Origin of the sequence: Leisingera sp. JC1, assembly GCF_001679925.1 — a bacterium.
GTDB lineage: Bacteria > Pseudomonadota > Alphaproteobacteria > Rhodobacterales > Rhodobacteraceae > Leisingera.
The window spans coordinates 221,459-228,065 of the sequence record NZ_LYUZ01000092.1 but is presented as its reverse complement, the minus strand read 5'-3'; the positions used below and the strand labels follow the sequence as shown (position 1 = coordinate 228,065).

Below are 6,607 nucleotides of genomic sequence, written 5' to 3'. Positions count from 1 at the left end.
CGCCTGCGGCGCTCACCCCGCGATATATTCAGCCAGAAGCAAGGGATCAGCTGATCAGCTTGCTCCGCTTCATGGCAACGCCCATGTCGCCGGAAATCTTGATCTTTCCCATCATGACGGCGGTCATTGGATTGAGCTTTCCGGTCAGCAGTTTCTTCAGATTTTCAGCTGACAGCCGCAGCGTGCAATCCGTTTCGCGGTCGTTTGTGCTGGCGCTCCCATCCGACAGGACAATCACACCGTCCGTTCCGCAATCGAATTTCAGAGACCCCTCGAACCTCTTCCCGGCCAGACCGTCGCGGATTCCAGCCGCAATGTCGTCCAATGCCATCTTGTCCTCCCTCGTTGTGCAAGAGGGTTAGGCAGAGGGAATGTCCCAGGCAAGATTGACCGCGGGAGAGGCGGGTGGATTACGCTGCGGCAAGCGCAGCCTTCGTCAGCGGGCATGACTGGCCGCCGTAAAAAACATCCAGAACCTGCTGAAATTCTGCCGGTGCGCCGGGGACGGCGGCAAACAGCGTCATCGAGGAGCGCAGTTTCTTGGCGTCAATTTCACCGAGGATCTGCACGGCATCCGAGCTCTGATGAGACAGCATCAGCTGGCTGACCTCGACCAAGCGTGCGCGCAGTAACTCGTGGTTCAAATAGGCCGTGGCTTCAGCCTGATCTTCGATCCCGTAAAGCTGCGCCATATGGGAGCGGCCGAGCTCGGCCAGTTGCGGAAAGACGAACCACATCCAGTGGCTCGTCTTCTGCCCTGCAGTGAGTTCGCTCAGAACATCCGCCCATACGGTGTCCTGAGCTTCGACGAACATATCCAGCTCCTCCGCGAAATCGTCCTCGAAATCGCCGTCCATTTCGTCGTGGTCGTTCACTTCTTGGTCCGGCGCTCGCGGGCGGCCAGCAGTTTGAGGCGCAGGGCGTTCAACTGGATGAATCCTGCAGCATCTTTCTGGTCGTAGGCGCCGGCGTCTTCCTCGAAGGTCACATGCGCTTCGGAGTAGAGTGAGTTTTCCGACCAGCGGCCAACGGTGTTGACCGAACCCTTGTAAAGCTTCACGCGCACGGTGCCAGAGACATGGGTCTGGCTTGCGTCGATGGCGGCCTGCAGCATTTCACGCTCCGGCGAGTACCAGAAGCCATTGTAGATCAGCTCAGCGTATTGCGGCATCAGCTGGTCTTTCAGGTGCATTGCACCGCGGTCCATGGTGATGGATTCAATGCCGCGGTGGGCTTCCAGCATGATGGTGCCGCCCGGGGTCTCATAGATGCCGCGCGACTTCATGCCGACAAAGCGGCCTTCGACCAGGTCGAGGCGGCCGATGCCGTGCTTGCGGCCGTATTCGTTCAGTGCGGTCAGAATGGTGGCCGGCGACATTGCTTCGCCGTTGATGGCAACCGGATCGCCCTTTTTGAAGGTGATCTCGATAAATTCCGGGGTGTCAGGTGCTTCTTCCGGGTGCACGGTGCGCTGGTAGACATAGTCCGGCGCCATTTCCGCCGGGTCTTCCAGAACTTTGCCTTCGGAGGACGTGTGCAGCAGGTTGGCGTCGACCGAGAAGGGGGCTTCGCCGCGCTTGTCCTTGGCGATCGGGATCTGGTGCGCCTCGGCAAACTCCAGCAGCTTGGAGCGCGAGGACAGATCCCATTCACGCCACGGTGCGATCACCTTGATGTCGGGGTTCAGCGCATAGGCCGCAAGTTCGAAACGGACCTGGTCGTTGCCCTTGCCGGTGGCGCCATGGGCCACGGCGTCGGCACCGGTGGCTTCGGCGATTTCGACCAGCCGCTTGGAGATCAGCGGGCGGGCGATCGAGGTGCCCAGCAGGTAAAGACCCTCATAGACCGCGTTGGCGCGGAACATCGGGAAGACGAAATCGCGGACGAATTCCTCGCGCACATCTTCGATGAAGATGTTTTCCGGCTTGATGCCCAGCATTTCCGCTTTCTTGCGGGCGGGCTCCAGCTCTTCACCCTGGCCGAGGTCGGCGGTGAAGGTGACAACTTCGCAGCCGTATTCGGTCTGCAGCCATTTCAGGATGATCGAGGTGTCGAGGCCGCCGGAATAGGCGAGCACAACTTTCTTGGGCGCGGACATGGAATTCCCTCTCAGGTCAGAACGCCTGCGGCGTAACGGGTTTTGGCCGCAAGGGCAAGGTTTTCCGGGGTTTCACACCAGGCCTGCTGCAACTAAGGTCCGCGCCTGACGCGATTTTCAAACCGGAGCGGATTTTCATGAAACCTTGGGCGTTGTTCAGTCATTCCGTAGGAATGCTTGTACGTAACTTTGGGGACTTGCTTAAGGTGTTTCTTGTACCAGTACTTCTGATTGTGGTGATCTTTTCGGCGTTTCTCGAACTGTCCGGGTTGCCGGATTTCCTGCAGTCGGGCACGGTATCGGTCTTACCAGAGAGTGCCACCCAAAACGGGCTCCCGCTTTTAGTTGTGTTTGTAACCCTTTTTATTGGAATTTGGAGTGTGGTTGCCTGGCACCGATTTGTTTTGCTTGAAGAGATACCAGAAAGCTGGGTACCGCGAGTACAGGGAGACAGGATAATGGCCTACTTCGGTAGGTCGATACAGATCGTCCTAGTACTCATCTGTATGATGATTCCGCTGCTCTTGATTGTTATGCTAACAACGTCTGTCCTAAGTTTCGCTGTGCCAGCCGTGATGGAGCTGATTGACTTACCTCTGGCAATCTTACTCACGTACTTGGTTCTTAGGCTTTCAGTGCTTTTGCCGGCAGCGGCGCTGGGCGCCAAATTTGAGGTTGGCGACGCTTGGCGCTCGACCAAAAATGCCTTTGGGGATCTTTTGGGGCTGGCAGCCATTCTTGTCGCTGCTCAATTTGCTGGTCAGTTTGTTGTGGACTCCCTGTCAGAATTACCGATTCTGAATTTAGTATCCGCACTTGTCGTATCTGCCGCTCTTGCACTGGTGAATATCAGCATTCTAACAACTCTTTACGGTCATTACGTAGAAGGCCGCCCCATCTAAACCCCGGTATTCTTATGTATGCTTCGCACGCGCCTCTTGCCTTAGTGGCGGGCATACGCCACTGAAGAATACATGAGCGATTTCAAGACCCAGGCCCGCGCCGCTGAACAGGCGATGCGCGATGTATTCCCTGCAACACCCTTGCAGCGAAACGTGCATTTGTCCGAACGCTTCGGCGCCGACATCTATCTCAAGCGCGAGGATTTGAGTCCGGTCCGCTCCTACAAGATCCGCGGTGCGCTGAACGCGATGCGCAAGCAGCCGGATCAAGAACTGTTTGTCTGTGCATCAGCCGGTAATCACGCGCAGGGGGTGGCTTTCATGTGCCGCCACATGAGCAAACGCGGGGTGATCTTCATGCCCGTCACCACGCCGCAGCAGAAGATCCAGAAGACCCGGATGTTCGGTGGCGACAATATCGAAATCCATCTGGTAGGCGACTACTTCGATGTGTGCCTGGCTGCCGCGCAGGAATGGTGCGCGCAGGAGGGTGGGCATTTCCTGTCTCCCTTTGACGATGCCGATGTAATCGAAGGCCAGGCTTCCATCGCGGTCGAGATTGAGGAACAGCTGGGCAAGGCGCCGGACCATGTGCTGCTGCCGGTTGGCGGCGGCGGGATGTCGGCAGGCGTGTCGTCGTGGTTTGGCGACGAGGTGCACAGCCTGTTTGTGGAGCCAGACGGCGGATCTTGTTTACGGGCGGCGCTGGCGGCAGGTAAGCCCGTTCCGCTGGACACTGTCGATACCTTCGTAGATGGCGCAGCTGTGGGCCGGATCGGCGAAATGCCCTTTGATATATTGAAAGACGTGCCATTGCCGGATGTGCTGGCGATTACCGAAGACCGGATCTGCGCGACCATTATAGAGATGCTGAACGTCGAAGGCATCGTACTGGAACCGGCGGGTGCACTGTCTGTTGAGGCGCTGCAGGATGTGCGCTCTTGGATCCGCGGCAAAACCGTTGTTTGCGTTACATCCGGCGGCAACTTCGATTTCGAACGGCTGCCCGAAGTCAAGGAACGGGCACAGCGTTATTCAGGAGTGAAGAAATACTTCATTCTTCGACTGCCTCAACGGCCGGGTGCACTGAAGGAATTCCTCGGCATTCTGGGGCCTGAGGACGACATCGCCCGCTTCGAATACATGAAAAAGTCGGCGCGCAATTTCGGTTCAGTTCTAATTGGGATTGAAACCAAACGGCCTGAGAATTTTGAGCATCTGTTTGCGCGTCTTGATGCCGCGGGCATGACCTACACGGATATCACCAGAGACGAGACCTTGGCGCAGTTTGTTATCTGACCCAGCGCGGAGATTCAGAATTTTTCGGACAGACCGGTCAGAAAAGCAGACTTGGAAGCTTGGAAATTGGCGATGATGGCGGCGACGTCGACGCCTTTTGCTTCGCCCTGTGCGGACCTCCGCTCGCCATCCAGGCACATTGAGGAAAACTCTTCAAATCCAAGGTTGAGCGCGCTACCTTTCAGGAAGTGCAGGTCCTGCTCAAGCTGGCCGCGATCGCCGCTTTTTAGCTTGCCGATAACTTCTTCGACTTCTTCCAAAAAGATTTCAACAACTTCACCGAAGTCCTCGGCGCCGACTTCTTCACGCAGCTCGGTCACGCGTGGCCAGTCAATCATGTGATACGTCCTTACGATCTTTCGCTGTGTGCACTTCTTAAGTTGATTGCAGTAAAAATATGGTGAAATAAAGGAGGAAGCTCAAATTTTAGGCTTCACCGCCTGTTAAATCTCTGCGCCGATAGTATCACAAGATCTTCTGATTTTGCCATTTGTGAGGTGCCTTCGGTGCTGCCAGAAAGTTCGATGGACGATGAGGACCAGACAGTGGCCGGATCAATACGCCGTGTGCTGGTTGTGGACGACAGCCGCCTGCAAAGACGCATTCTTGTGGCGTCTCTCAAGAAATGGGGATTCGAGGTCGTTGAAGCCGACAGCGGCGAGGCAGCTATGGCTATCTGCCAGAAGGAGACCCCTGATCTGATTCTCAGCGACTGGATGATGCCGGGAATGAACGGGTTGGAGTTTTGCCGTGCGTTCCGTGCCCGCACCAGCGAGGACTATGCCTACTTCATTCTGCTGACATCCAAGAGTGAAAAAAATGAGGTCGCTGAAGGGCTTGATGCAGGTGCGGATGATTTTCTGACGAAGCCGGTCAGCTCTGATGAACTGCGGGCAAGGATCTCCGCCGGTGAGCGGATCTTAAGGATGCAGCGGGAGCTTTCTGAGAAGAACCGCATCGTGTCGGAAACCCTGGGCGAGCTGCAGCGGGTCTATGACGCAATCGACAAAGATCTGATTCAGGCCCGAAAGATCCAGGAATCCCTGGTACCAGAGCTGTCCAAGGAATTCGGTTCCTCAACGGTCAGTCTGCTGCTGAAACCTTGCGGCCATATCGGCGGGGATCTGGTCGGGATGTTTTCGCCCGGCGTGAATCGAATCGGCTTCTATTCGATCGACGTGTCTGGCCATGGCATCACCTCTGCAATGATGACGGCGCGATTGGGCGGTTACCTGTCTTCCAATTACTTTGACCAAAATGTTGGTATGGAAAAGCGATTCAACCGCTTCTATGCCTTGCGCCAGCCGGAGGAGGTGGCCAGCCTTCTGAATGCACGCCTGATTGCCGATACCGGGATCGAAGAGTATTTTACGATGGCGTATTGCATTGCTGATCTTCGCAGCGGGGTCGTCAAGATGGTGCAAGCGGGCCACCCGCATCCGCTGCTGCTGCGCAAATCCGGAGAAATGGAATTCATTGGCAAAGGAGGCGTGCCTGTCGGCCTTGTACCGGACATTGGCTACAGTCAGGAGGAGTTCACGATGGAGCGCGGCGACAGGTTGCTGCTGTTTTCTGACGGATTCACCGAAGCGCGGCTGGAGGACGGGTCCATGCTTGAGCCTGAAGGTCTGATGGGTTTGGTGCAGAAATGCGGACCGGAGCAGAACGGCAAGGAATTTCTTGACGACCTTTATTGGCATCTGACCCAAATGATGAGCAAGGAACATGGGCTGGAAGATGACGTGTCGGCCACCTTGTTTGAATACCAAGGCCCATAGGCGCACTATTTACCGCCGAATGCTGACGTCCCGGCTGCGGCTGGGATTTAGCGTTTAGGACTGCCGCCGCCCCAGGCGCAGGCGGACTGCTAACTGAGCAGCAAAGTAGCGGTCGCCGGCATTACCCAGTTTTGAGGCAGCTTTTGCAGGGTCTATCCAGAGCGCTTCATGCCCTTGCTCTGCCGGCGGGCCGATCCTGCGTAGAGGCCGGGCCACATAAATGTGGCACAATTTCTCGGCCCAAAGATCGTATTCGGGCATATAGGCAAAGCGCCTGAAGGCTCCCAGTTTCCGCGGGTCGTGAATTTTCCAGCCTGTTTCCTCATAGACCTCGCGATGCAGGGCGGGGATCGGCGACTCGCCAGGGTCGATGCCGCCTCCGGGCAGCTGCAGATCCGGATGGGGATCATACTGGCAGGTAATCAATAGTTTGCCGTCGCGGGGCAGCAGCGCATACGCGCCCGGGCGCATCTGGTAGCGCCGGCCCTTCTGCGGTGTGTCGCCAAAACGTCTGATCAAGGGCCGGCCCC

8 protein-coding genes are annotated in these 6,607 nt (G+C 56.7%); 3 read left to right on the top strand and 5 right to left on the bottom strand.

Features of this window, described 5'->3' with window-relative positions; genetic code table 11:
• Positions 1 to 46: 46 nt before the first annotated feature.
• The 3 genes from A9D60_RS13830 to A9D60_RS13820 form a co-directional block, all read right to left on the bottom strand.
• A complete protein-coding gene (locus A9D60_RS13830) occupies positions 47 to 331 on the bottom strand; it encodes an SCP2 sterol-binding domain-containing protein (protein ID WP_065268134.1) in 285 nt (94 codons plus the stop codon).
• Between the two features lie 79 nt (positions 332 to 410).
• Entirely contained in the window at positions 411 to 857 is a 447-nt protein-coding gene (locus A9D60_RS13825) for a DUF1810 domain-containing protein (protein WP_441295058.1), read from the bottom strand.
• A gap of 14 nt (positions 858 to 871) precedes the next feature.
• Complete coding sequence (locus tag A9D60_RS13820) at positions 872 to 2,098, bottom strand: argininosuccinate synthase (RefSeq protein WP_065268132.1); 1,227 nt, start codon at positions 2,096 to 2,098, stop codon at positions 872 to 874.
• Positions 2,099 to 2,235: 137 nt separating this feature from the next.
• Here A9D60_RS13820 and A9D60_RS13815 point away from each other — a divergent pair, with 137 nt between their 5' ends.
• Together A9D60_RS13815 and ilvA are read left to right on the top strand one after the other, a co-directional pair.
• Positions 2,236 to 3,000 (top strand): hypothetical protein, encoded by a 765-nt coding sequence (locus A9D60_RS13815; protein WP_141117922.1) that lies wholly within the window; start codon positions 2,236 to 2,238, stop codon positions 2,998 to 3,000.
• Between the two features lie 72 nt (positions 3,001 to 3,072).
• Positions 3,073 to 4,299: a threonine ammonia-lyase IlvA gene (gene ilvA, locus A9D60_RS13810; RefSeq protein WP_065268131.1), complete on the top strand. Its 1,227-nt coding sequence runs from the start codon at positions 3,073 to 3,075 to the stop codon at positions 4,297 to 4,299.
• A gap of 14 nt (positions 4,300 to 4,313) precedes the next feature.
• On the opposite strand, the gene A9D60_RS13805 is transcribed toward ilvA, so the two are convergent.
• Positions 4,314 to 4,637: an Hpt domain-containing protein gene (locus tag A9D60_RS13805; protein ID WP_065268130.1), complete on the bottom strand. Its 324-nt coding sequence runs from the start codon at positions 4,635 to 4,637 to the stop codon at positions 4,314 to 4,316.
• 186 nt (positions 4,638 to 4,823) lie between these two features.
• On the opposite strand from A9D60_RS13805, the gene A9D60_RS13800 reads away from it, so the two are divergent.
• Positions 4,824 to 6,077: a PP2C family protein-serine/threonine phosphatase gene (locus A9D60_RS13800; RefSeq protein ID WP_141117921.1), complete on the top strand. Its 1,254-nt coding sequence runs from the start codon at positions 4,824 to 4,826 to the stop codon at positions 6,075 to 6,077.
• A gap of 54 nt (positions 6,078 to 6,131) precedes the next feature.
• Here A9D60_RS13800 and A9D60_RS13795 read toward each other — a convergent pair whose 3' ends face one another.
• Entirely contained in the window at positions 6,132 to 6,596 is a 465-nt protein-coding gene (locus A9D60_RS13795) for an NUDIX hydrolase (RefSeq protein ID WP_065268128.1), read from the bottom strand.
• Positions 6,597 to 6,607 lie beyond the last annotated feature (11 nt).

Coding starts and splice junctions, on each gene's coding strand:
- A9D60_RS13830 (WP_065268134.1), bottom strand. CDS start 331: ATGGCATTGGACGACATTGCGGCTGGAATCCGCGACGGTCTGGCCGGG.
- A9D60_RS13825 (WP_441295058.1), bottom strand. CDS start 857: ATGGACGGCGATTTCGAGGACGATTTCGCGGAGGAGCTGGATATGTTC.
- A9D60_RS13820 (WP_065268132.1), bottom strand. CDS start 2,098: ATGTCCGCGCCCAAGAAAGTTGTGCTCGCCTATTCCGGCGGCCTCGAC.
- A9D60_RS13815 (WP_141117922.1), top strand. CDS start 2,236: ATGAAACCTTGGGCGTTGTTCAGTCATTCCGTAGGAATGCTTGTACGT.
- ilvA (WP_065268131.1), top strand. CDS start 3,073: ATGAGCGATTTCAAGACCCAGGCCCGCGCCGCTGAACAGGCGATGCGC.
- A9D60_RS13805 (WP_065268130.1), bottom strand. CDS start 4,637: ATGATTGACTGGCCACGCGTGACCGAGCTGCGTGAAGAAGTCGGCGCC.
- A9D60_RS13800 (WP_141117921.1), top strand. CDS start 4,824: ATGGACGATGAGGACCAGACAGTGGCCGGATCAATACGCCGTGTGCTG.